21 protein-coding genes, 2 tRNA genes and 1 other annotated feature are annotated in these 22311 nt (G+C 53.6%); of the genes, 9 read left to right on the forward strand and 14 right to left on the reverse strand.

Annotated elements, in window-relative coordinates:
- Positions 1 to 8: 8 nt before the first annotated feature.
- Positions 9 to 947, reverse strand: coding sequence for a hypothetical protein (locus G5B47_RS14400; protein ID WP_407945224.1), 939 nt, complete (start codon positions 945 to 947; stop codon positions 9 to 11).
- A 113-nt stretch (positions 948 to 1060) separates the two neighbouring features.
- Here G5B47_RS14400 and G5B47_RS14405 point away from each other — a divergent pair.
- Positions 1061 to 1134, forward strand: a tRNA-Arg gene (locus G5B47_RS14405).
- Positions 1135 to 2220: 1086 nt separating this feature from the next.
- Here G5B47_RS14405 and pstA read toward each other — a convergent pair.
- The 4 genes from pstA to G5B47_RS14425 all read right to left on the reverse strand — a co-directional run bounded on the left by pstA (position 2221) and on the right by G5B47_RS14425 (position 6570).
- Complete coding sequence (gene pstA, locus G5B47_RS14410) at positions 2221 to 3102, reverse strand: phosphate ABC transporter permease PstA (protein ID WP_165099291.1); 882 nt, start codon at positions 3100 to 3102, stop codon at positions 2221 to 2223.
- Positions 3103 to 4044, reverse strand: a complete 942-nt coding sequence (gene pstC, locus G5B47_RS14415) for a phosphate ABC transporter permease subunit PstC (RefSeq protein ID WP_025336096.1) — start codon at positions 4042 to 4044, stop codon at positions 3103 to 3105.
- Positions 4045 to 4219: 175 nt separating this feature from the next.
- The gene (locus G5B47_RS14420; RefSeq protein WP_165099293.1) at positions 4220 to 5077 is read right to left on the reverse strand and encodes a phosphate ABC transporter substrate-binding protein; all 858 of its coding nucleotides are present in this window, start codon (positions 5075 to 5077) and stop codon (positions 4220 to 4222) included.
- A gap of 59 nt (positions 5078 to 5136) precedes the next feature.
- On the reverse strand, positions 5137 to 6570 hold the full coding sequence (locus G5B47_RS14425; RefSeq protein WP_165099296.1) for a stalk domain-containing protein: 1434 nt from the start codon (positions 6568 to 6570) through the stop codon (positions 5137 to 5139).
- 244 nt (positions 6571 to 6814) lie between these two features.
- Here G5B47_RS14425 and G5B47_RS14430 point away from each other — a divergent pair, with 244 nt between their 5' ends.
- From G5B47_RS14430 to G5B47_RS14440, 3 genes are read left to right on the forward strand one after another with little or no spacing between them, the layout of a single operon-like run.
- A complete protein-coding gene (locus tag G5B47_RS14430; RefSeq protein WP_165099298.1) occupies positions 6815 to 7546 on the forward strand; it encodes an ABC transporter ATP-binding protein in 732 nt (243 codons plus the stop codon).
- On the forward strand, positions 7543 to 8781 hold the full coding sequence (locus G5B47_RS14435) for an ABC transporter permease (protein ID WP_165099300.1): 1239 nt from the start codon (positions 7543 to 7545) through the stop codon (positions 8779 to 8781). Before G5B47_RS14430 ends, G5B47_RS14435 begins: the two co-directional genes overlap by 4 nt.
- A 51-nt stretch (positions 8782 to 8832) precedes the next feature.
- Complete coding sequence (locus G5B47_RS14440) at positions 8833 to 9528, forward strand: TetR/AcrR family transcriptional regulator (RefSeq protein WP_235957179.1); 696 nt, start codon at positions 8833 to 8835, stop codon at positions 9526 to 9528.
- Between the two features lie 91 nt (positions 9529 to 9619).
- On the opposite strand, the gene G5B47_RS14445 is transcribed toward G5B47_RS14440, so the two are convergent.
- On the reverse strand, positions 9620 to 9718 hold the full coding sequence (locus tag G5B47_RS14445; RefSeq protein ID WP_226991724.1) for a YjcZ family sporulation protein: 99 nt from the start codon (positions 9716 to 9718) through the stop codon (positions 9620 to 9622).
- A gap of 166 nt (positions 9719 to 9884) precedes the next feature.
- Positions 9885 to 10108, forward strand: a binding site (T-box leader).
- Between the two features lie 43 nt (positions 10109 to 10151).
- Between G5B47_RS14445 and G5B47_RS14450 the strand changes: the two genes are divergently transcribed.
- Positions 10152 to 12020, forward strand: a complete 1869-nt coding sequence (locus tag G5B47_RS14450) for an arginine--tRNA ligase (RefSeq protein ID WP_165099303.1) — start codon at positions 10152 to 10154, stop codon at positions 12018 to 12020.
- Between the two features lie 760 nt (positions 12021 to 12780).
- Here the strand turns inward: G5B47_RS14450 and G5B47_RS14455 are convergent.
- Positions 12781 to 12854, reverse strand: a tRNA-Arg gene (locus G5B47_RS14455).
- A 204-nt stretch (positions 12855 to 13058) separates the two neighbouring features.
- Here G5B47_RS14455 and G5B47_RS26045 point away from each other — a divergent pair.
- Positions 13059 to 13724 carry a LexA family protein gene (locus G5B47_RS26045; RefSeq protein ID WP_328804540.1) on the forward strand — a complete coding sequence of 222 codons (666 nt, stop codon included), beginning with the start codon at positions 13059 to 13061 and terminating at the stop codon, positions 13722 to 13724.
- A gap of 24 nt (positions 13725 to 13748) precedes the next feature.
- Positions 13749 to 14063 (forward strand): hypothetical protein, encoded by a 315-nt coding sequence (locus tag G5B47_RS14465; RefSeq protein ID WP_165099305.1) that lies wholly within the window; start codon positions 13749 to 13751, stop codon positions 14061 to 14063.
- A 94-nt stretch (positions 14064 to 14157) separates the two neighbouring features.
- Here the strand turns inward: G5B47_RS14465 and G5B47_RS14470 are convergent, their stop codons facing one another.
- Complete coding sequence (locus tag G5B47_RS14470; protein WP_165099307.1) at positions 14158 to 14514, reverse strand: hypothetical protein; 357 nt, start codon at positions 14512 to 14514, stop codon at positions 14158 to 14160.
- Positions 14515 to 14665: 151 nt separating this feature from the next.
- On the opposite strand from G5B47_RS14470, the gene asnB reads away from it, so the two are divergent.
- Entirely contained in the window at positions 14666 to 16510 is a 1845-nt protein-coding gene (asnB, locus tag G5B47_RS14475) for an asparagine synthase (glutamine-hydrolyzing) (RefSeq protein WP_165099309.1), read from the forward strand.
- A 90-nt stretch (positions 16511 to 16600) separates the two neighbouring features.
- A complete protein-coding gene (locus G5B47_RS14480) occupies positions 16601 to 17431 on the forward strand; it encodes a CPBP family intramembrane glutamic endopeptidase (RefSeq protein WP_165099311.1) in 831 nt (276 codons plus the stop codon).
- Positions 17432 to 17510: 79 nt separating this feature from the next.
- On the opposite strand, the gene G5B47_RS14485 is transcribed toward G5B47_RS14480, so the two are convergent.
- The 6 genes from G5B47_RS14485 to rph all read right to left on the reverse strand — a co-directional run bounded on the left by G5B47_RS14485 (position 17511) and on the right by rph (position 22301).
- Complete coding sequence (locus G5B47_RS14485) at positions 17511 to 18347, reverse strand: aldo/keto reductase (protein WP_165099313.1); 837 nt, start codon at positions 18345 to 18347, stop codon at positions 17511 to 17513.
- 346 nt (positions 18348 to 18693) lie between these two features.
- Complete coding sequence (locus G5B47_RS14490; protein ID WP_407945225.1) at positions 18694 to 19158, reverse strand: cupin domain-containing protein; 465 nt, start codon at positions 19156 to 19158, stop codon at positions 18694 to 18696.
- 123 nt (positions 19159 to 19281) lie between these two features.
- Positions 19282 to 20214 (reverse strand): SPFH domain-containing protein, encoded by a 933-nt coding sequence (locus tag G5B47_RS14495; protein ID WP_025336111.1) that lies wholly within the window; start codon positions 20212 to 20214, stop codon positions 19282 to 19284.
- A gap of 3 nt (positions 20215 to 20217) precedes the next feature.
- Positions 20218 to 20646: an NfeD family protein gene (locus G5B47_RS14500; protein WP_165099317.1), complete on the reverse strand. Its 429-nt coding sequence runs from the start codon at positions 20644 to 20646 to the stop codon at positions 20218 to 20220.
- A 247-nt stretch (positions 20647 to 20893) separates the two neighbouring features.
- Positions 20894 to 21541: an XTP/dITP diphosphatase gene (locus G5B47_RS14505; protein WP_165099319.1), complete on the reverse strand. Its 648-nt coding sequence runs from the start codon at positions 21539 to 21541 to the stop codon at positions 20894 to 20896.
- Between the two features lies 1 nt (position 21542).
- Positions 21543 to 22301, reverse strand: a complete 759-nt coding sequence (rph, locus tag G5B47_RS14510) for a ribonuclease PH (protein WP_165099321.1) — start codon at positions 22299 to 22301, stop codon at positions 21543 to 21545.
- Between the last annotated feature and the right edge of the window lie 10 nt (positions 22302 to 22311).

Here is a 22311-nt window from a genome sequence, read left to right on the forward strand (position 1 = left end):
CGGGGTTATTAAGGCTTTCCGGCAAAACTGTTAAGCATCCGGTACGCCTGTTCAAATGGAAACCTCATGCTCTCCGTAATGCCGTACATCGCCCGGGTCTCCTCTTCATTCCTTGTTCCGGTCAGCGTTTCGGATACCGTCTGGTGCAGCGCTCCCGCCCATAAATCCAGCACCCCGTCTTCACCGGTCAGTATGGAATTATAGGCGTCCGAACCATAGATCGACATGATAAACTGCCCCCACAGCTCCTGGGCAAAATAATACAAAGTTGGCTCATGCGTCTCCGTCTGCTCCGCGACACGTTCCAGCACCTGGGCAATCTGAGGAGGAAAATCATCATCTTGCAAAGGAACCTGCTCAATATCTACCTCAACGCTTTCCATTCCTCTTCTCAGATGGGCTGCCCCCTGCACGCCCCGCCGCCGAAGCGTCTGGAGTGTACGGAATTGCAAGATGGGATGAATGCCCGGTTTCTGGACCCATTCGGTCAGAGCGTCATCCACTTCTTCTCCTTCAAAAAAAGAAAGCTGCTCCAGCGCAAGCAGCGTCGCTTCCGACAATGGCTCGTTCATGACCCGGCGCAGAAGCTTGTTCGCGTAATCCGCGTCCTCCTGAAGCTTGGCTTTGGCCATTTGCCGTGCCATCTCTTGTGCGCCCATTTCTTCTTCGTTAGCCGGCGGCTCGCCGGTATACTCATCCTGCACTGCATAGGGAAACGCCGCCTCCAGCCATTCCAGCAACGATCGCCATTCCTCGTAGTGCCGCTCGTCCTGCCCCTGGCACTGAAGCAAAAATCTCAGCAGCCCGATGGCTTCCCCGTAACGCTCGCTTTCCAGCATGACCGTCAGTTGGATCTGATAGTAGTCCAGCGTCTTCGGAAAAAGCACGATATTTTCTTTGGCGGGGGAATTTGAATTTCGAATGAGGGCACCTCCTTCCTGATTCACAAAAACGTCTCAGTTGATGATTATAGCATACCCTGTACTTGCTTTGTAAAAACAGGTTGAACTAACGCCGTTATTATGGTATTATAATTTTTGCTTGCTTTTCAGTATTATATGTCCCAATAGCTCAGCTGGATAGAGCATGCGCCTTCTAAGCGCACGGTCGGGGGTTCGAATCCCTCTTGGGACGTAATTAAAACCTTCCTTCGGGAAGGTTTTTTGTTTAGAGGGATGAGAACCCCCTGGGGGGTCGTCGGAGCATAAGCTTCGTTAGCATCCGCTTCGCAGTCAGCCCGCAGGGCCGTATCCCTCTTGGGACGTAATTAAAACCTTCCTTCGGGAAGGTTTTTTGTTTAGAGGGATGAGAACCCCCCCTGGGGGGTTCGTCGGAGCATAGGCTTCGTTAGCATCCGCTTCGCAGTCAGCCCGTAGGGCTGTATCCCTCTTGGGACGTCCAAATGCCTTCCCGTTTGGGGAGGCATCTTTTGCGTAGAGGGATGAGAACCCCCTGGGGGGCGTCGGAGCGGCCGAATCGCAGCTATCCCGCGAGTCCCTTTCATCTGGACGAAGGAGGAACGCTTGATCTAACAAATGGCATATGCATAAACGGGAAAAACTCCCTTTCATTTTCGAAAAATAGGGCCGACCTGCCTCCTGAACGGGAAAAGCTCCAGCTTATTTGCCGCCTCTCCCTGATTTTTGGCCAAAATTCCTGATTAAAGTGGAGGAATTCCCTCTCAAGCTCCTAAATAGGTCTCTTTTTAATAAATAAGACGGAGAAATTCCAGTTCACTCGCCCTCTCTCCCAACTATTAAACAGGCAGCGACGGGGATTAACTCCAATCGATCATAAGCCCTCCAAAGGATAGCAATTCCAATCATAGCAATCACCAATCATAGCAGTCCCAATCATAGCAGTCCCAATCAGAGTCCCAATCATTATTTCGGTATAGCCACACCCACATATCCCACTTGTCGCATACTCGAACTTAAATGGATGCAGGCTCCCCACTGCACATCGACTCACTAAAATAATTAACACCTGAATAATGAATCCCCAAACAACGGAACATGTCTTAATCTCTACACAATAATTCGAAAAAACACGTTAGCACGCCCAAACGCTGCCACTTCAGAGGCAACTAGCTTCCCCACAGCACCTTAAAAAAGGCGGTTCCCCCCGTTATAAACGGAAAAGCTCCCCATTAGCTAAACAGGTTATTATGATTTCGCCTGTCTATCTAAAGGGGAGCATATCAGTAAGTGTACCGGGGAATTACTGCCCTTTCCCGCGCTTGACCCACCACAGCGGGGCGCGGAACGCCAGATTGATCAGCAGCACGACGATAACGAGCACCGCCGCCGATTTATCGGCAATCTGCTTGGCATCCTCGACAATCGCTTCGGATTGCACATACCATAAATGCACGGCCAGCGTCTCTCCCGGAGAGAGGAGATTGAAGTCCCACATTTCCCCCGAGGTGCTGAGGCCTGCCGTCAGGATAATTACCGCCGATTCCCCGAATGCGCGGCCGGCGACCAGGCAGATGCCCGTAATGATGGACGGGAGCGCGACGGGCAGCACGATTTTACGGATGCAGTAAAATTTCGTCAGACCCAGCGCATAGCCCGCCTCGCGCAGCTCGTCTGGAACAGCCCGCACCGCTTCCTCCGTTACCCGCGCCAGCATTGGCAGATTCAGCAGCGCCAGACTGACGCCGCCGCCGAGAATGGTCAGGCCAATTCCGAAGTACTCCGCAAATATCGCCAGACCGAGAAGACCGAAGACAATGGAAGGCACGGACGACAGAGATTCGACGCAAATCCGCAGCGCTCCGGTAAAAGCGTTGTCCGGTGCATACTCCGCCATATAAATCCCCGCGCCCAGACCGATCGGAATCGAAATGACCAAGGAGATCAGCAGGATATAAAAAGAGTTGAACAGCACGGGGCCAATGCCGCCCCCGATATCAATCTCCTCGGGCTGGCGGATCAGAAAGGAGAAATCGAGGCCAGGCAGCCCTTTGCTCAAGATGGTGAACAGCAGCCAAAAAATAAGGAGCATCACCAAAGCCCCGAGGCCGTAAAAGCCCCATGTCGCCAGCTTGTCAAACCGGATGGACCGTGCCGTGTGCCGCGAACGGGAGAAGCTGCTCATTTACCCTTCCCTCCTTTTGCGTCCCAAAAAACGGACAATCAGTATTAGTAAGAACGAAATCAACAATAGCAGGAAAGCCATCATGTGCAGGGCATAGTTCCAGGTGGAATCGAATTCCACGTTGGAAATCTGCATCACGATGTTGCTCGTTAACACCGACGCCGGTGTAAAGAGAGTCTTCGCGAGCTGAGGCGTGTTGCCGATTACCATCACGACAGCCATCGTCTCGCCGATCGCCCGCGTCATCCCGAGAATCACCGCCGTCAGAATTCCTCTGCCGGCAGCCGGCAGCACCACGCGCATAATGACCTGCAACCGGGTGGAGCCGAGCGCATAGGCGGCATCGCGGTACTTGCGCGGCACAGCGGTGATCGCATCGTCGCTGATCCGGGCAATGGTCGGCAGCACCATCAGCGCCAGCACGAGCGCCGCCGCCAGCAGGCCGTCCCCGAGGCCTTCCCCGCTGGCTCGCCGAAGCAGCGGCAGGAGAACGGTCAAGCCAAGATAACCGTATACAATAGAAGGAATGCCGACCAGAAGATCAAGAATCGGACGGATCAGGCGCTTGAGCCAGGCCGGCGCGATTTCGGCGGTCAGCACCGCCATACCCACCGAGACGGGAACCGAAATCAGCAGCGTGAGCGCGGTAAGCGACAAGGTGTTCAAAATAAAGGCCGCTGCCCCGAACCGGTCTTCCTCCGGCGTCCAGTCGAACGAGAGGAAGAATTTGACCGGCGAGACCTGACCGAAGAGCAGCAGCGCCGTTTTGCCGATAAAGAGAATAACCAGCGCCAGTACGAAACAGAGCGCCAAAATACTGAACAAGAAATAATAGCGGGCAGCGGTATTTGCAAGCAAATGCCGGAGATGGCGTCTGCCCGAAACCGCCTTGGTACGGATGCTTTGTACCGCAGGGTTCGGTTCATAGGACTGTTGTGCCATGCTGTTTCCTCCCAAGAAGAAACGCCTGACGGCGTCTTTCTAAGACGCAGATGCGTTTCTCGCAGAAATAAATGATAAGCGTTTAGCTTAAAAATTTTATATTTTAAAAAAACCAGCCCCCCATGTGCCGGAGGCTGGCCGTATAATGACGCTCTTCCGAAAAAATTGTGCTAAATTACTTCATTGCCGAGATCGGAATGAACTTGAGTTTTTTCAGCGAACCCTGTTGGAACTTCTTGCTTTGTACATAGTCGATGAACGCTTTAACGGCGCCAGTCGGCTGTCCTTTGGTCATGTAGTAGCCATATGCCCAAATTTTGTAAGAACCGTTAATGACGTTGTCCGTAGTAGCCGCTACGCCGTTAAACTTCACAGCCTTCACGTCGCCGCTAACGTAGACCAAATCAATATAACCGATAGCGTTTGGAGTCGTTCCCACAGCTGTTTTCATATCGCCGCTGGAGCCAACTTCTTTATAGTTCTTCTCTTTCTTCACGATATCGCCGCCCGCCAGAGCCTTGGCCTGGTAGTTAACGCGTGTGCCGGAGCCGAAAGCGCGGGTAATGACGACGATATCCGCGTCAGCGCCGCCGACTTGCTTCCAGTTCGTAATTTTGCCGGAGAAAATGCCCTTCAGCTGCTCGGTAGTCAGGTTGTCTACACCGACATTCTTGTTCACGATAGTAGCAAAAGGAATAACCGCAACCTTGTTCGCTACTTGTCCGCTGAATGCTTTAAATCCGGGAACATCGATACTGGCATCCCAGTCGCACGCGCCGATGTCGGCGATGCCTTTCTTCACGGCTTGCGGTCCGGTAACGGAGCCTTTGCCTGAAGCGGCGATTCTCACCTTCGGATTCATTCTTTGGAATTCCTTAGCAGCCTGCAGCGTCAGCGGCAGCAGAGCTGTCGAACCGTTAACCGTAATTTTACCCGACAGCTTTCCCGCTGCGGATGCTCCTCCTGCGAAAGATGCCGAAACGGCAAACACGGCAGCCAAAGCTGTAAATGTGACCTTTTTGAAAAATTTCATGACTGATTCTCCTCTCGGCTTCTAGCCGTCCAAATTAGTTGTCGTTCTGAAAAAACGCCTTATCTCGTCAACTGCACGGATTTGCCGTTCTCGATTGTAATCAGCTTTCCGCCTGTGATTACTGCCAGTTTGCTTCCGTCGGCGGAAACCGCAACTTCGGAAATGTCGGCTTTCGTGCGGAACAGTTCTTGTGCCGATCCGGATGCCGAAACGGAATAAAAGCGGGAAGTGCCGTCAGCAGCCGTTCCGGATGCGATTATTCCGCCGGCAGCGGCCTCGGCCCAGTTCACTTCGATATCCAGCGCAATATTGGCGGTCGTACCGTCCGGCTTCACTGTCTTCAGCGTGTTGACCGTTTTGCCTTCAGGGTCCGCGCTCAAGTAGACTACCGTTCCGTCAGCCAGAATTTCCGGATACAGCTTGTTGTCGTCCGAAGTGGTCAGAGCGGCCGGCTTCGCGCCCTTTGTTGAAAGGTCAAGCTGATACAGCTGCTCTCCCGCCTTGCTATAGTCGACCGTCAGGGAATCTTCCGTGCTGTCGGCGTCATTTTTGGCGGTTCCGGTAATGTTGACGATGTAGACCGCTCTCTTGCCGTCCGCGGAAATATGCAGTTCGGATTTGTTCTCCACCTTATCGGCCAGCAGCTCCGTTACAGTGCCGATATCAACCGAAATCTGAGAAATCTTCTCCTGCTTGTCCCCTTGGATAAAATAGATGATCTTGCCGTCTGCCGACCAGGTAAGATCTGTCTTGGTGGAGGTATCCGTTCCGACAGGTTTCACCGCACCCGAAGTCAAATCAATGACGTACAGCAGTCCGTTCTCATCGGTGAAAGCACCGTAACGACGGTCGCCAGAAACTGCGAAATCCGAGGCTTTGTCATCGCTCGAGAACAATCCAAAGCTGCCCGGATTTGCCCCAAACTTGTAAATTTGCGTCGTTTCGCCTTCCAGGTTCGCCAGAACCGTTCCGTCAGCGGCCCAATGGATCGTATCAAATTCGCCTTGCGGACGCGCCGTGCCAAGAATTTGCAGCGGGCTGCCGAACAGCTCTCCGCCCAGACCGTTAACGATTGCGCTAAGTTCAACGTACAGCTTGCCGCCGTAAACGGTCGGTGCTGTCGTAAAATTGTATTTTACGCTGTCGAGCGTGTAGCTCTTGGAGCCGGCTTTCAATTTAATCGTATGTACTCCTGCCTTGTCCTTCAGCACCAGGCTTCCCGACTCATTAGCGATGCTTGCGCCGAGGGAAGCGGCCAGTTGGCTGATGGAATACAGCTTATATCCGCCGGCGTCTACCGTTTTGAAACTGGTTTGGGCGCCGTTTACCGTCCAAGCCTTAACTCCTTCTTTAACTTTTACCGTTGCCTTAACGGATGCTTTAACGGCGGATGGTTTGCTAACCGGTCCTGCCGCCGCGTACACGCTTGCTTCGCCTGCCGAGACCAGAAGTGCCGAAGCCATCAGTACGCCTAACAACTGATTTCTTTTCAAATGAATTCACCCTTTTTCATATAGGTAACTGCTAAAGTTATTTTCCGCCCTGGTTGTAAAATCTGTTGCCGAGAAATATTTTCCAAAGATGAAGTTGTCCAAATTTTTCATGTGGCTTCGGCCGGATTTCAGCCGTTTTGTTAACTCAAAATTAACGCGGGAAAAAGGATTTACAATTGGCGCTGCCTGATTTAATATATTGAGTGAGTACTCACTCATTTTGATGAAGAACGGAGAGATTCGCATGAACCGTGAAGCCCCGGTGATTAAAGTGGAGCATATTCGCAAAGCCTTCGGAAGCAAAGTTGTCCTGGAAGACATCAGCCTTGAGGTGCATAAAACCGAGACCTTCGGCCTACTGGGTCCTTCGGGCTCCGGTAAGACGACGCTGGTCCGGCTGCTGACCGGAATCGATGAAGCCGACTCGGGGGAAGTCCATGTGCTGGGAGTGAAGGTTCCCAAGCTTTCGCTGCTTTCACAAATCGGCTATATGGCCCAGTCCGACGCCTTGTACAGTGAGCTGAGCGCCAAGGAGAATCTGGAATTTTTCGCTTCGCTGTATGGATTGAAGAAAGAACAGAGAAACCGCCGTATTAAAGAAGTTATTGAGATTGTAGGTCTGGAAGAGCATCTCCGCAAAAGAGTCGATCAATACTCCGGGGGGATGAAACGCCGGCTGTCGCTGGCCATCGCGCTGCTGCACGAACCTCCACTGCTTATTCTGGATGAGCCGACGGTCGGGATCGATCCGGTGCTGCGAATGTCCATCTGGAAGGAGCTTAGAGCTCTGAATGAACGGGGAACGACCATAGTGCTGACGACCCACGTGATGGATGAAGCCGAAAAATGCGACCGGCTCGGAATGATCCGGGAAGGCCGCCTGCTTGCTGAGGACACTCCCGCCAATCTGCTTCAGGCTACGGGTTCATCTTCTATTGAAGAAGCATTTTTATATTACGGAGGTGTGCGTCCATGAGAATCCGCGCTCTTACGCTGCGTATCTTGCGGCAGTTCATTCACGACAAAAGAACGATGGCTCTGATGTTCGCCGCCCCCCTGCTCGTTCTCAGCCTGATGAGCCTCGTGTTTGGCGGCAATGCCTATAAACCGAATATCGGCTTGTCGGGTCAAGCGGCCGTCCTGTCGGAAGCGCTGGCCAAACATGACGCCAAGGTTGTGAAGTATGACTCGGAGGAAGACGGGGTTCAGGCGCTGAAAAACGGAACAATCGACGCAATGATCACCGCGGGTAGCGGCGCTCCGAAGGTCATACTGGAAGGAAGCAATCCGACTGCCAATCGGGCCGTTATGCAGGCGCTGGAGCAGGCGACAAGGGACCTGGGGGCAACCGGGCCAGCTCAGGCGCAGGGACAAAAGCCACAAGGACAACAGGCGCAGGGACAGCAAGCTCTTGGACAACAGGTGCAGGGACAGCAGGCACAGGGACAACTGGCGCAGGGACAACAGGCACAGGGACAGCAAGCACAGGGGCAACAGGTGCAGGGACAGCAAACGCAGGGACAGCAAACGCAGGGACAGCAAGCTCTGGGACAACAGGTACAGCCTGCCGTCCAGCCGCAAGTCAGCTACCTGTACGGCTCCGCGGACATGAAGACCATCGACCGGTTCGGACCGATTATGATCGGCGTATTCGTGTTCTTTTTCGTCTTCCTGATTGCCGGGGTCTCCTTTCTTCGGGAACGGACGACAGGGACGCTGGAGCGTCTCCTCGCCACTCCGCTTAAACGGTGGGAAATCGTCATCGGCTATGTTATCGGCTTCGGTATTTTTACCGTGTTCCAGGCCCTGCTCATTTCCTGGTTCTCCATTCAGGTGCTGGGCATTATGATGGCCGGGAGCTTCGGCTATGTCCTGCTGATCACGCTGCTGCTGTCGATGACGGCTCTGACGCTCGGCACGCTGCTGTCGGCTTTCGCCGGGAACGAGCTTCAGATGATTCAGTTCATCCCGCTTGTCATTGTGCCGCAGATTTTCCTGAGCGGACTGTTTCCGCTCGACACGCTTCCCCTGTGGCTTCAGCGGATCGGGTATGCCACTCCGTTATACTACGGGGCGCAAGGAATGATGGATGTGATGATCCGGGGCAAAGGCTGGACTGCGATTGAAACCGATGTGGTTGTGCTGATCGCTTTTTCACTTCTGTTCATGATTCTGAACGTGCTGGCCCTCCGTAAACACCGCAAAATGTAACTTAGTTCCGCAAATATGGTAAGATAAGCTGATAAAGTCTGGAGGGTGGCCATGATGACCGAACATTTTTCTGCCAACAACAATACGGAAGACTGGGCTCAAGAACTGCTTGCCCTTGGCGGTGAAGAGAAAATGACGCCGAAGCAGGTTGCGATTTTGCAGGCAGCCGTGGATGTGTTTGCGGAAAAAGGGTATGCGGGCACGGCGACCAGTGAAATCGCACAGAAGGCCGGGGTGGCGGAGGGAACGATTTTTCGCTACTACAAGACCAAGAAGGACCTGCTGCTGTCCATTGTAGGGCCGACGATGAGCCGTCTGCTCGCCCCTTTTGTCATAAGGAATTTTGGTAATTTGCTGGATAAATCTTTTGACAGCTACGAGGACTTCCTTCGCTCCCTGATCCGGAACCGGCTTGAATTTGCCCGCAAGAACTTCAAGATCCTGCAAATCCTCATTCAGGAAATCCCCTTTCATCCGAACCTGCGCGAGCAGTTCATGGAGGATATTATGAGCAAGGTTTTTGAAAGGATTTCCGCCCAAGTCGAGCACTTTAAGCAAAAAGGGGAAATCATCGATATCCCGGCACCGACCTTAATTCGCTTTACCGCATCCGCAATTATCGGCTACATCATGACCCGCCTTCTGCTGCAGCCGAATAAAGAATGGAACGACGAGGAGGAAATCGAGCTCCTGATCCGGTTAATTGGACACGGCATCGCGGCTGACCCCGGAGACCGGAGCGTCTAAGGAGCATACCTGCAAAGGCGGCTTCGACCCCCCAAAAAAAACCCGTCAGGCCTTCAGGCCCGGCGGGATTTCACGTTAAGCGGACAATTAATTATACACACCAAGCTTTGGTAATGATCACGAGCAGAATGAACAGTACCAGAATCGCGCTTGTCGAAGTCATGCAGCCCAGGTCTCTAGCTTCACCCACGATAATTCCTCCTCTGCATTGGGATATGTCACCAGATTATGCAGCAGCTGTCATGCCCGTCCGGGAATTTCGGCAAACAAATGAAACGAAGAATCCATTGCTTTTTCCCAAGAAATCGATTATAACAAGAAGAAACATTGCACGTACGATTGAACAACATATTCACAGACAGTCGATGATCGGGAGATTAGTGAAGGGCCCCTGATGCCCAGCGAGCCGGGATGGTGGAAGCCGGCGGCAGACCTTCATGAAGCGCACCCGGGAGACGGACTTCCGAAACGAAACCTCAGTAGGAAGCCCCGGTACAGGTCCGTTATCCTATAAGCGGCCAGGCCATCCGGTCTTGGCAAGTAGAGTGGTACCGCGAGAACACAAGTCCTCGTCTCTTTTTGGAGACGCGGGCTTTTTTTATTATCAGAAGGAGGTTGTGAGGATGTTATTAAGCCGGATCATTCAACAAGCGATGGAGCAAAGTGTTACGCGTGTCATGGAGCGTCTTGGGGCGAAGATTCCAGAAGGGTTGACCGTGGCCGTGGAGCAGCCGGCGAACCCGGAGCACGGTGATTATTCAAGCAATATTGCCATGCAGCTTGCCAGAACTCTGCGGAAACCGCCGCTTGTCATTGCTCAGCTGATCCGGGAGGAACTGGAGGCATCGGGTCTGGCGGAGGGCTTGCTAGAAAAAGCGGACACGGCCGCTCCAGGCTTTCTCAACGTTCATATCCGCTGGAGCGCGTGGGCCGGACGCCAATTCGAGCTTCCTCCGGCGCCGGGGGAAAAAGTGATCATCGAGCATACCTCCGTCAATCCTAACAAATCGATGCACATCGGCCATCTTCGGAATTCCTGCATCGGCGACACGCTCGTGCGCATGTTAAGAAAAATTGGTTATACGGTCGAGGTCCACAACTATATCGACGATCTGGGCAACCAGCTGGCGGATACCGTCGTCGGTCTGCTGAACGTGCCTTTAAGCGGTAAGCATGTCCGGTTCGGCGATTACTGCTGGGACATCTACTCGGCAGTGAACCGGGAATATGCCGTGAATCCGGAGCTGGCGGCCAAACGCGCCGAAACGCTGCATGAGCTTGAGGAAGGGACGGGAAATGTCGCCTGGCTCGGCAGCCTGACCGCCGAACGGATCGTTCGGGAGCATGTGGAGGAGATGAGGCCGTTCGGCATCGAATACGATCTGCTCGTCTGGGAAAGCAGCATTGTTCGGGAAGGATTCTGGGCAGCGGCGTTTGAGCGGCTGCGGGAGACGCCTTATTTTTACCGGGAATCGGAAGGCAAGCTTGCGGGCTGTTGGGTGCTGAAGCAGGGAACGGAACCGGGAGCGCAGGATGCCGAGCACACCACGGATAAGGTGCTAGTGCGTTCGAACGGGATTTTGACCTATACGGCCAAGGATATTGCCTACCATCTCTGGAAATTCGGGCTGCTGGACAAGGATTTCACCTATAAAAAATTTACAGAAGGGCTGTATACGACGGTACAAGGGGGAGATCATCTCCCGCTCGGTAGAGCAGATATCGTCATTAATGTCATTGATTCCAGGCAGGAATATCCGCAGACAATGGTTAAAGAGGCGCTCCGTGCGCTCGGATATTCGGCTCAATCGGATAAGCTCCATCATGCGGGATACGGCGTCGTTTCCCTTAGTCCCGCTTCGGCCGCCGATCTCGGCATCGATATTTCGGACGGCAAAGCCTCATACGCCATGTCGGGGCGTCAGGGCATTGGCATCAAGGTGAGTGATCTGATTCGTCTTATGGAGGACAGCATTAAGCGGGCCCGCACCGATCAAAGCGGACTCCCCAGCCGGGACATCGCTATTGCCGCGATCCGTTACTACCTGCTGCGCTTCAACCTCGGTACCGAGGTCGTGTTCGATCTGCGTCAGGCGACGGAAATATCCGGCAACACTGGCGTGTATTTGATGTACTCCTACGCTCGCGCGGTCAGCGTCCTGGCAAAAGCCGCGGATATCACCCCGGAAATAGTGGCAGAAGCTTGTGCTTGTATACCGGACCCAATGGAAAAAGCCGAAGCCGCGCTGCTGCGGCATATCGCTTTTTGGCCCGACACGCTCGATGCGGCCGGACGGGAGCTCGCGCCGAATGTGGTCTGCGGTTACACGCACACGCTCGCCACGCTGTTCAACAATTTCTACTCCGCCTGCCCGATCCTGAAGGCCGAGCCCAAGCGGCTGCGCTTCAGACTCTGGCTGGCCCGGAAATTCGCCGACACGCTGAAGGATGCACTGGATGTGCTGGGACTGCCCGCACCGGATCGGCTGTAGGATGTGCTGATTGGGAGGGGAGCTGTTACGGTGAGGTAGAAGATCCGACTTTAGGAAAGGATTCGTTTCTGTGATGGCGGCTGATTTGGAGGGAGTTTGTTACGGTGTGGCAGAAGATCCGACTTTAGGAAAGGATTCGGTTCCTGTGAAAGCGACTGACTGGGGTTGACTCCGTCATGCTACGCCAAGCACCGCGCGCTGGGACCTTCGCGTGTTGGCAGGAACCAATTTTGCGAATGGATTCGGTTCAGTGATTGAGCTACTTGGGTTACTTTTTCCAATTCACTCCGGTTCTATTGTGCACTTCACCAGGCTTTATTGCTGCTCTCAATTGTTTAATGTTAGAAATTGGTTTTTTGGGTAGTCGTAGAGGTTAATGACATGACTGGGAGCGAACGAAGCGGAATTTCTCCCGTTTATTTACATAAAAACGGCCCTCCGCCAGAGATAAACTGGAATTCCTCCCGCTTAATCTGCCGGTTTTGCCTGAAATGGAGCAAAATCGCCTAATAAGCAGGAGTTTTTCCCTTCCATAGGTAGAAAATCCATTTTTGAGAGGATTAAACGGGAGGTTTTCCCGTTCATCCAAAGGTAAAAAGTACAAACCTTCCCGAAGGAAGGTTTTGTTGCGTCCCAAGAGGGATACAGGCCATTCGGCCTGACTGCGATGCGGATGCTAACGAAACCCATGCTCCAACGAACCCTTGGGAGTTCTCTTCCCCGGACGCAAAAATGCCTCCCCAAAAGGGAAGGCATTTAACGTCCCAAGAGGGATTCGAACCCCCGACCGTGCGCTTAGAAGGCGCATGCTCTATCCAGCTGAGCTATTGGGACACAAAGTATGTATTTCAGCAACGTTATTTATTATATAACGGGTGTGCTAAAGAGATCAAGGTTTGGCTGGTTACAATTCTCCGAAAAATGGGGATGCAGATAGATGAAAATCAACGACACAACAATAAATTTATATTGATCGTGTGTCTTTTTATGTTATAATTAAATCAACAGCTTGCTCATACTTTTCAAAAAATCAAAGGCGTGAGAACAATAAAACATACACAAGAGAATTCCGGCTTCTATGAAATTATCGGCGGGAATATCCGCAAATACCGAACTATTGGACAGCTCAGCCTGCAGGCCCTTGGTGATGCACTCAGTCTGACGAAAAAGACGGTTCAGCGGTATGAAACGGGAGAAATCAAAGTAGATATGGACCGGCTGACCGAGATCGCTTCGGCGCTGAACGTTGAACTGGCCGCGCTGCTGGAAGGAACGGAATCCATGCTGGGCACAGAGCCGCGGGAATCCGAACTGGTTAGCCTGCCTGTTGCGGGAAAAATTTCTTTTAACAACGACGATATCCAGTACCGCGAAATAAAAGGCTATGAAGCCACACCCAAGGCTTGGGTGAAGGAAGGCGAATATTTTTATGTTCAGGCTAAAGACGATAGCATGGCCGCAGCCGGCATTACCCCAGGCGATTTGCTGCTGATTCACAGACAGAACAAGGTGGCAGACGGCGAAATTGCCCTTGTGCTGGTGAACGGCGAACCGGCGCTTCGGCGGGTGTACAATCAGGGCGATCACTTTATTCTTTTATCCGATAACATCAAGCTTTCCCCCATTATACGTGAAGCCGGCGCGAGTTACGGAACCGAAATCAAAATTATCGGAAAAATCCTAAAGTCCATAACGGCTTATTAACGTTTTCGAGGAGGCGAACAAGCCATGAGCGATGCCATGTTCGAACTGATTCTAAATGAACTGAAGGAGATTAAAGCCGAACAGCAAGAAATAAAAACACAACAGCAAGAAATGAAAGCACAGCAGCAGGAAATGCGCGTAGAGCACCAGACCAATTATGGCGAGCTCAAACAGGCCCTCTTCGAGACACTTGAAACGGTAAAACGTATTGAAACGGCGCAACACTCCTTCGATCAGACGACGAACAAGCGCATCGATACACTGGAATCCGGTTTGGAGCTGCTTAACCGCCGCCAGTTCAAGCTGGAGATTGAAATGGAAATGCTGAAGAGCCGCTGATCCAAGCCTATACTTCGGCAGCAAATAAAAAGGGAGCGCTCATTAGCCCTGCCGGACAAGTAACACTCCCTTATTCACGTTACTTAAGGTTAGTCTATGAATACTCGCGAAATCGCTCCTCCAGCTGTTTTTTCAGATCCCTGAAAATCAGCAGCTCCCTTTGAAACTTGTCCCGTTCTTCCTCGGGGCTCATGACCGGACTACCTGTAAATGCACTGGAGGTCACATCGACAAAGGCGTCATGCATATTATTGTCATACCAATCGGTAGCCGTGTCGGCGTCATTGGTCAAAATGCGGACAATTTCGTACCCCTCTTCCCGATTGTCTTCCACAATGTACACCAAGAGCGCAGAGTCACCCACGGCTCCCGGCAGGACCCCCACTTCGGCGCAGGGCGCCCCGTCATATTCAAGCATTCTGCGTATTTTGGCATCCTTAATGTAATACATCCGTCATCCTTCCTCTCAAGCCAATTTTCTCCCTTCCTAGTGTTCGGATAAGGACATACATTTTATGCCTTCCTTCGGCATATATCTGTGTTAATTGGCAAAAAGATAGGGACACCACACTTAGGCGGCCCACAAGAGAGGATGAACCGTGATGTGCGGAATAACCGGATTTATCCAGTGGCGCGGAGATCTGACCCAACATTCCCAGCTGCTGGTCAAAATGACTGAAACAATGGCGAACCGCGGTCCCGACGCATCGGGTACATGGATTTCGGGCCCTATCGCATTCGGTCACCGTAGACTCAGCGTTATCGATCCCGAGAACGGCGCACAGCCAATGATCGCCCGCTATGAAGACCAGGTTTATGCTATTGTCTACAACGGAGAGTTATATAACGCCGCCGAACTAAAAAATGAGCTAAAGCTCCGGGGGCATGAGTTCCGCACCCAATGCGACACTGAGGTGCTGCTGCATGCTTACATCGAGTGGGGTCCGGAATGCGCCGGGAAGCTGAACGGCATTTTCGCCTTTGCCGTCTGGGACGGTCTGCGTGAGCAGGTATTTTTCGCACGCGACCGGCTGGGCGTGAAACCGCTGTTCTTCAGCAAAGCCGACGATACCCTTATCTTCGGGTCGGAGCCGAAGGCGCTGCTTCAGCACCCCAAGGTTCGCCCGGTCGTCGGGCCGGAAGGGCTTGCGGAAATTTTCATTGTCGGTCCGGCCCGGACGCCGGGGCATGGCGTGTACAAGGATATATCGGAGCTGCGTCCCGGTCATGCCATGATTTACAGCCGCGAGGGCCTGCGAAGCTATGCCTACTGGACGCTGGAAAGCTCTCCCCATACGGACAGCCCGGAAGAGACAGCCGCTAAGGTGCGGGAACTGCTGAAAGATACGCTGGAGCGCCAGCTTGTATCCGATGTGCCTGTCTGCTCCCTGTTATCCGGCGGTCTGGATTCGAGCGCGTTGTCCGCGCTTGCCGTCGACTATTACAAACGAACCGGCCAAGGACAGATGGACACCTATTCCGTCGACTATGTCGACAACGACAAATATTTCAAGAGCCACTCCTTCCAGCCGGGTGCCGACGGTCCCTGGATTAAACGGATGGTCGATGAGCTGGGAACAAGGCATCATTATATCCAGTTCGACACGGAAGAGCTGGTGGAGGCGCTCGATCAAGCGCTGTTCACCCGCGACCTGCCGGGCATGACAGATGTCGACTCGTCGCTGTATTTGTTCTGCCGGGAAATTAAAAAAGGCGCCACGGTGGCGATTTCCGGCGAAGCGGCTGACGAAATATTCGGCGGATACCCCTGGTTTCACCGCGAAGAAATGCTATCCTCGGGAACCTTTCCATGGGCCGTCGCTCCCAAAATGCGGTCCGCCCTGCTCTCGCCCGAGATTCGGGAATGGATTCGTCCGCTCGAATATTTGGGTGACCGATACAGCGACGCGATAGCCGAGACGCCAAAGCTTGAGGGCGAGACCGGCAAGCAGGCACAGATGCGGGTCATGTCCTATCTCAATATCACCCGGTTTATGCCGACTTTGCTGGACCGCAAGGACCGGATGAGCATGGGGGTCGGTCTTGAAGTCCGCGTCCCTTATTGCGACCACCGGCTCGTTCAATACGTCTGGAATATTCCCTGGGAAATTAAAACTGTAGGGGGAAGAGAAAAAGGAATCCTGCGCAAAGCGCTTGAAGGCATTCTGCCGGATGATGTGCTGTACCGCAAAAAAAGCCCGTACCCCAAGACGCATAATCCCGGCTATCTGAACGCCGTACGTCAAAAGGCGCTCAGTATTCTGGATGACCCTTCTTCACCGATTCTGCCGCTGATCAATTCCGCCAAAATCCGCGAAATTGCGGCATCGCCGGAGTCGTCAAGCAATCTGCCCTGGTTCGGCCAGTTGATGTCCGGCCCTCAGCTGTTCGCTTATCTGGCCCAGGTCGATCTCTGGCTGCGCACTTACAATATTTCCATTGAGTAGTAAAAAGGTGATATTTGCCGTATACCTGCTTACGGCTTTGCTCCCATATTGGAGATATAAAATATCTCCGTTATGAAGGAGTAGGTATTCATGAATTCCCGCTTGTCCACCGGCCGGAAGACGGACAGAAACAGAAACAGAATCAGCCTGTTTCTGTTCGTCACTTTCGGCTTTACCTGGGCCTGCTGGCTCCCGCTGCTTGCAAACCGGCAGTTCGCGGCCCATCTCCCCGTCCTGCCCGGTCAGTTCTACTTGGGATCGTTCGGCCCGCTCGCCGGAGCAGCCGCCGCTCAGCTGCTGCCCGGCGGCAATGGACTATCCGCCTGGATCAAGACACTGTTTTCCTTCTCCTTCCCCCGAAAATGGCTGCTGATCGCAGCCGGGCTTCCGCTCGCTTACGGGGGGATCGCCGTTTTGGCCCACCGCCTCATTACCGGAAGCTTTCCGGATATGTCCCGGTTCGGACTTACATCCGATCTCCCCGCAGGCCTCAACGTCTGGGAAACGGCGCTCATCTGGGTGCTGACCTTCGGCATTGGCGAGGAGAGCGGCTGGCGCGGCTTTCTTTTACCTGAGCTGCACCGCCGCCGCTCCTTATTCACTTCCGCTCTGATCGTGGCGGTCATCTGGATGATGTGGCATCTGCCCGCATTCTGGTTTAATGAAAGCTACCTCGGCATGGGCTTTGGCATCATCGGCTGGGCAATCAGCCTGACCTACGGTTCCGCCGTCCTCGCCTGGATTTGCGCGGGTAGCCGGTGGAGCATTATTCCGGTCATTCTCTGGCACGCCATCTTCGATACGATTACAGCGAGCGATCAGGCCGGCCAGGTTATGGCCATGGTCTGCAGCATGCTGGTCATCGTCCAAGGGATACTCCTGATGAGAAAGCTGGGGCGAACTCCCAGACTCCGTGCATGATTCCATTAATAAAACAAAGGATGCCTCCGACTGCCGTGGATGAGCGGCTGGAGACATCCTTTTTCAACCCAATTGTATGTTAGAAATTGAAGTTATCCGGGTCAGGGCCGTAGCGGTGGTTCTTGTTCAATCCCTCGATGGCCAGGACATCTTCATCGCTGAGCGTAAAGTCAAAAATACCGGCATTCTCACGGATACGATCGGCATTAATGGATTTAGGAATCGTAATGACGCCCTGCTGGATATCCCAGCGGAGAACAATTTGGGCAGGCGTCTTTCCGTATTTTTGCGCGAGATCCTGCAGCAGCGGAATATCCAGGTTGCCCTGCAGCAGCGGGCTCCACGCTTCGAGCTGAATATTCTGATCCTGGCAGTATTTGAGCAGCTCGCGCTGGCTCAGCAGCGGATGGAATTCCACCTGATTCACCACGGGGACGACACCGGTGTCTTCGATAATGCTGTTCAGATGATGAGGTTGAAAATTGCTGACGCCGATCGACTTGACATAGCCCTCTTTTTGCAAATGAATGAGCGCTTTCCAGGTTTCGCGGAACTTATCCTTAACCGGCCAGTGGATCAGATACAAGTCAATGACATCCAGACCGAGCTTCTTACGGCTGGACTCGTAGGCCTGCAAGGTCTGCTCATAACCCTGTTCACTATTGAACACCTTCGTAGTGATGAACAGTTCCTCGCGGGGCACTCCCGATTCTTGGATAGCTTGCCCTACGCCCTCTTCATTCTTGTAAGCCGAGGCCGTATCGATGCTGCGGTAACCGATTTCGATCGCCGATTTGACCGCATGAATGACCTCATCGCCGTCTTTAGTCTTCCATACTCCAAGTCCCAGCCACGGCATCGTTACGCCGTCTCTCAGTGTAGGTCCTCCCGTAAACGGTCCATTCAACTGACTCATCGCTTCTCCCTCCAGATTCGTGTTTAGTTTGCGTTCTACAAAAATGTTTAACCGTGTATGCTGTCATTCTAAGCAGGATTTCCAAAATCAAGTATATCAGATCGAGTGCCGAAAGTTCAAAATTCCGCTTGGCTTACCCCGAATTTCATTGAACCGCGCCATGTATCGACTAAGCAAGAAGAAACGCTTCGCCGTCCTTTCAGGGGCGGTACCGTTTCTCGTAGAAATATCAGGTTAGGGATAAACGCGAAGCTTATACTTTCTGAATTTAAAAAAGCGGAGCCTGCGCTCCGCCTCTAACTAAAAGTATTCAACTCTTCCTGCTGCTTCAGTAGGGAGAAATGCGTTATTCCTCCGACTTGCCGATCAGCCGGAAATCGTCATAATGGAAGCCCGGAGCCACTACACAGGAGACAAGCACCGGCTCGTCGCCGAGTGGTCTTGCGGCCTGCCACGCGCCTGCCGGTACGAGCGCCTGCGGCTGCTGGCCTGCGGCAATATCTAGGCCCAGTATAATTTCCTCGACCTCGCCAGGCTGCTCTCCGCTGCCGCCGAGGCTTAACACAAGCGGACTGCCCGCATGCCACAGCCAATGCTCATCCGATAGGACGGCGTGCCACTGGGATTCCTCGCCCGGGTGCAGCAGGAAATAAATAGTGGAGGCCGCAGGGCGTGGGCCGGAGTAGTCTTTACCTAGAAGATCCCGGGGAATTTGTACGGAAGATTTCCAAATTTCCTTAAACCAGCCGCCTTCGACATGGCGCTCCAGGCCAAGCAGCTCCACAAATGGCGAAAGTTCTTTTTGCGTCACGATGTCTTCTCTCCTTATCATTTCTTCTTGGGGTGTGTCCCTACTTTAGCCGAAATGACCACGATTGTAAAATCAATCCTGAAGACCATGCCAGGAGAGTGCCGGAAAAGTCCGATACCGCGCTTATTTGTCCTTGCCCGCCTTAAACACTTCGGCAATGGCGCCCACACTTCCAAGCGTCCCGACGACGTCGCTCGGCAGGAATACCTTGTTGGCCGGCCCCTTGGCGATTTCGCCCAATGCTTCGAAAGAGCGATAAGCCAGCACCTGCTCATCCAGCCCGGCGGTTCGGATCAGCTCAATCCGCAGCTTCTCTGCCTCTGCGATCGCCTGAATGGCCTTGGCCTGGCCGAGCGCCTCCAGCTCCTGCGCCTGGCGCAGACCCTCCGCTTGATGAATCCGCGCTTCCCGGTCTCCTTCCGCCTTCAGGATTTTGCTCTGCTTGTCGCCCTCCGCACGCAGAATCATATCCTGTTTGGCCGCTTCCGCCTCCAGCACGATGGCCCGCTTGTTCCGTTCCGCCTTCATTTGTTTATCCATCGCTTCCTGGATGTCGGCCGGCGGCTTGATATCGATCACCTCGACCCGCTCAATCCGCACGCCCCATTTCTCCGTTGCTTCATCAAGAGCGAGGCGGATTTCGGTCGAGATTTTTTCCCGTCCGGACAGCGTCTCATCAAGCTCCAGCTTGCCGATAATTTGCCGCATCGTAGCCGTGCTGATGTTCCGTACACCATAGACATAATCGGAGATGCCGTAAGTCGCTTCTTCCGGGCCCACGACCTGGTAGAAAATAATTGTGTCGATCTGCACCTGCACGTTGTCCTTGGTAATTACCGTCTGCGGAGGCACATTCGCCTGCTGAATCCGCAGATCATGATAGACCCGCACCTGATCGATGATCGGAATCAGAATATTGAGACCGGGCGTCAGCAGCCGGTGGAACTTCCCCAGCCGTTCAACGACGCCGACCCGCTGCTGCGGGACGATTTTGACCGTCAGCGCGATAAATGCAATTACAACAATCAATACAACTCCAGTAACCGCCAATTCCATCTCTCATTCCTCCCAGCGTTCTACTTCAATAATAGCGTTTCCTCTGCCGATTACTCTGACCTTCTCATCCGCAGCCAAATTCTGCGCCGACTTCGCGCTCCAAGTGTCGCCCCCGACTTTGACCTGTCCGTATCGACCCTGCTCAATAGGCTGAACGACGATCCCCTGCCTGCCGACAATATCGGTACCGATGTCCTTAAATCCCCGTGAGGCTCGGAACCGCGAAACCACGGGTTTCGAGAACAGAGTTAGTCCCAGCGCGACCAAAGAGCCGGCCAGCACCTGTACCAGCACAGCGTCCGGCGCGGCAAGCGACACCAGGCCCGCAGCGGCGGCCCCGATGCAGAGCCACAATAGGTAAAAAGTGAGCGTCAGCATTTCAGCGACCAGCAGTATGCCGGCGGCAATGAACCAGATCATCCAAATAACCAAAGCTGTCACCTTCTTTATTCGCTTTATACTAACAATAACGAAAAAAACTGTACTGCGTTGCATCATTTGGCATAGCCATGAACTGCCGCTACTTCATTGTACTTCTCCGGGAGCCGCGTTATGATGACGACAGAATTTCTTCACCAATATGGCTTGAATGACCGCCATTTTCGAAAGCAAAAAAAGCCTCTAGCCTGAATTTCGCATACGCGATCATTCAGACTAGAGGCTTTGCAATGCTATATGCTTATTGTCCTTCGCTGCCAAGTGGCCGCCCGGCCAATCTCTCTGTGAGAAGCCGCAGCGCCTTGCCCCTATGGCTAATCGACTGTTTCTCGTCCAGCGTAAGCTCGGCCATGGTCTTCTCAAAATCCGGAAGATAGAACAAGGGATCGTAACCGAAGCCTCCCCCTCCGGCTGGCTCGGAAGTAATCCAGCCCTCCACCGCGCCTTCGGCTGTAAGCTCGGAAGCTGCAGAGGGATCGTACAAGGACAGGGCACAGACGAACCTAGCCGTGCTAAGCAGCGGCTGTCCGGTATCCTCACCCTGCTTCAGTCTCTCCAGCTCGTCAAGTAGCTTGAGATTATTGTCCTTGTCCGTGGCTCCTTCGCCCGCATAGCGGGCGGAGTATACGCCGGGACGACCGTCAAGCGCATCCACGCAGAGGCCGGAATCGTCGGCCAGTACGGGTAGACCGAGCGCTTCGGCGATTTGCCTGGATTTCCTCAGCGCATTCTCCGCAAAGGTCGTTCCATCCTCCACCACGTCCGGCAGCTCCGGATAATCGAACATGCTCTTGACCGTCAAGCCGAACGGCGCAAAAGCATGCTGAAATTCACGCACCTTTCCGGCATTTTTCGTTGCGACAACGAGAATACCGTCTCCGGAGATCATGCTAAACCTCCTTGCCGGGCTGGCCGGCGGGAATTTTGAGTGCAATCGGTCCGAGCGCTTCCTTCTGGGCGGCGATCAGTTCGAGAATCCCTTTTTCGCCCAGACCCAGCAGATGATCCAGCTCCTTCCGCGAGAAGGGGCGTTCTTCCCCGGTTCCCTGCAGTTCAACGAATTCGCCGCTTCCGGTCATGACAACGTTCATATCGACCTTCGCCTTGGAATCCTCTTCATAATTCAGATCGAGCAGCGGGCGGTCCCCCACAATGCCGACGCTGATCGCCGCCAGATAGTCGGTGATGGGAAACACGCTGAGACGGTGCTGTAGCGCAATTTTGTTCACGGCAAACGCCAGTGCGACAAAAGAGCCTGTAATCGACGCAGTCCGCGTTCCGCCGTCCGCCTGGATAACGTCGCAGTCGAGCGTGATGCTCCTTTCGCCCAGAGCCTGCAAATTCACCACCGAGCGAAGTGCCCGTCCGATCAGACGCTGGATCTCCATCGTGCGTCCGCTCAGCTTTCCTCGGGCGGCCTCACGCTGGTTGCGCGACTGGGTCGCCCGGGGAAGCATGGAATATTCGGCTGTCACCCAGCCTTTCCCCTGGCCTTTCAGAAAGGGAGGGACTTTTTCCTCCACGGTCGCCGTGCAAATCACCTTGGTGTCTCCCATTTCAATGAGTACGGAGCCTTCGGCATATTTATTGGTTTGGGTCGTAATCTTGAGCGGCCGGAGCCCATCGTCGTTTCGCCCGTTTGATCTCATTTGGTCTGCC

This window comes from Paenibacillus apii (assembly GCF_011043685.1).
Classification (GTDB): Bacteria; Bacillota; Bacilli; order Paenibacillales; family Paenibacillaceae; genus Paenibacillus_AQ; species Paenibacillus_AQ sabinae.